The 1,468-nt window shown below is 43.3% G+C and carries 1 protein-coding gene, 1 tRNA gene and 1 pseudogene; all 3 read left to right on the forward strand.

Features of this window, described 5'->3' with window-relative positions; all coding sequences use genetic code 11:
- Positions 1-418, forward strand: a pseudogene (locus F6K20_RS38245) (hypothetical protein); the annotation flags it as partial.
- Positions 419-621: 203 nt separating this feature from the next.
- Positions 622-693, forward strand: a tRNA-Asn gene (locus tag F6K20_RS38250).
- Between the two features lie 409 nt (positions 694-1,102).
- Positions 1,103-1,468, forward strand: a 366-nt coding sequence (locus F6K20_RS38255; RefSeq protein WP_287298396.1) for an NUDIX domain-containing protein, incomplete at its 3' end; no start/stop codon positions are given.

Raw genomic sequence — 1,468 nt, forward strand, 5'->3', positions numbered from 1 at the left:
CCAAGAGTTTACCAATGCGATCGCACTACTCGAACAAATCCATCCAGAAACCCGCACCGGTGCTAAAGTCCAACCAAAGCTGAAGGAATATCAGCAAAAGCAACAGATTCGAGCAGAGTACTTGTTACAAGAAGCCTATGAACAAGGAGGACAGGGTAACTTTATTAAAGCGCTAGTGTATTTGTCTCAAATCCCTAAAGAAACCCCCACCTACCAGAAAGCGAGAATCAAGATAGCTGAGTATTCCCGTAAGCAGCATTTAAAGGAAGAAGTGGAACGACAAGCTGCATTAGCTAGAGCAGTGTTAGAAAAACAAAGGCAATCAGGGGTTAACCAAAAACCGTTGCTCAACGTCAACGTTGAATCAAGCCGTTCCCCACTCAAGCATGGGTTACAGTGGCAAGAAGTCAACCATTAGGATATTATTGCTGACTACTGACTGTTGACTACCGACTGGCTTATATTTACTGGACTGATTATTGTTAACTATTTATTGTTGACTGTAACCTGTACTCAAAACTCCCGACACAACAGTGATTTCAAAAAAATTTGCGAAAGTACTTGCCAGACTTTGTACTTTATGATTATAATCAGTAGATGTGAAGAGCAATTGTTTGGCAATCCTCAGTAGCTCAGCGGTAGAGCGGTCGGCTGTTAACCGATTGGTCGCAAGTTCGAATCTTGCCTGGGGAGTTTAAATTTTCAATATAACACCTCCTGATAGCCTGGAAGTTATTCAAGGTCTAGAGAGTTAGCGTATCAGACTTCCCCTGAAATGCCTTGCCAGTGGATACAAGATTTTTCACTAAGGGGTGGTTCATTGTTGCTCAACCGGACGATAAGCGCGTTTGGGCATGGTAGATTATTGGGACAATCAAGTTTTATACAGGAAATAGCTTCGACCTGATCCCTGAAATTGACATAATCGTGATTTACTGGCCACTAGCCCAGAAATCACGATTAGTGATTGGTGATATCAGATGGTGATCCTTAAAGATTGAAAACTGCGCTCACCTATGCCAAGTAGGTCTGTGAACAAAAAATTCGACAAAACAAGCTAAGCAATGGGATTCCAAAGAAAATCATAAATGGAGGGCTATCTGTGCAGGGGCAGTTTCCTTTGACTACGGTAGGGGCACTTGCCTTAACTACAAGTGGACGAATTTTGATTGTGAAAACCACTAAATGGCGGGGTCAATGGGGTGTACCAGGAGGTAAAGTAGAATGGGGTGAAACCCTCGAAGAGGCACTGCTCAGAGAGTTTCGGGAAGAAGTTGGTCTAGATTTAACTCAGGTACGCTTTGGGTTGCTACAGGAAGCAGTGTTGGACTCACAGTTTGTGCGAGAAGCCCATTTCATCATGGTTAATTACTATGCCTTTTCTGCCAGAGAAACCATCACTCCCAACGAAGAAATTGAGCAATGGGTATGGGTGACTCCCCAAAAAGCTCTGGAGTATCCTCTCAAT

Source organism: Moorena sp. SIO2C4 (genome assembly GCF_010672485.1).
Taxonomy (GTDB): domain Bacteria; phylum Cyanobacteriota; class Cyanobacteriia; order Cyanobacteriales; family Coleofasciculaceae; genus Moorena; species Moorena producens.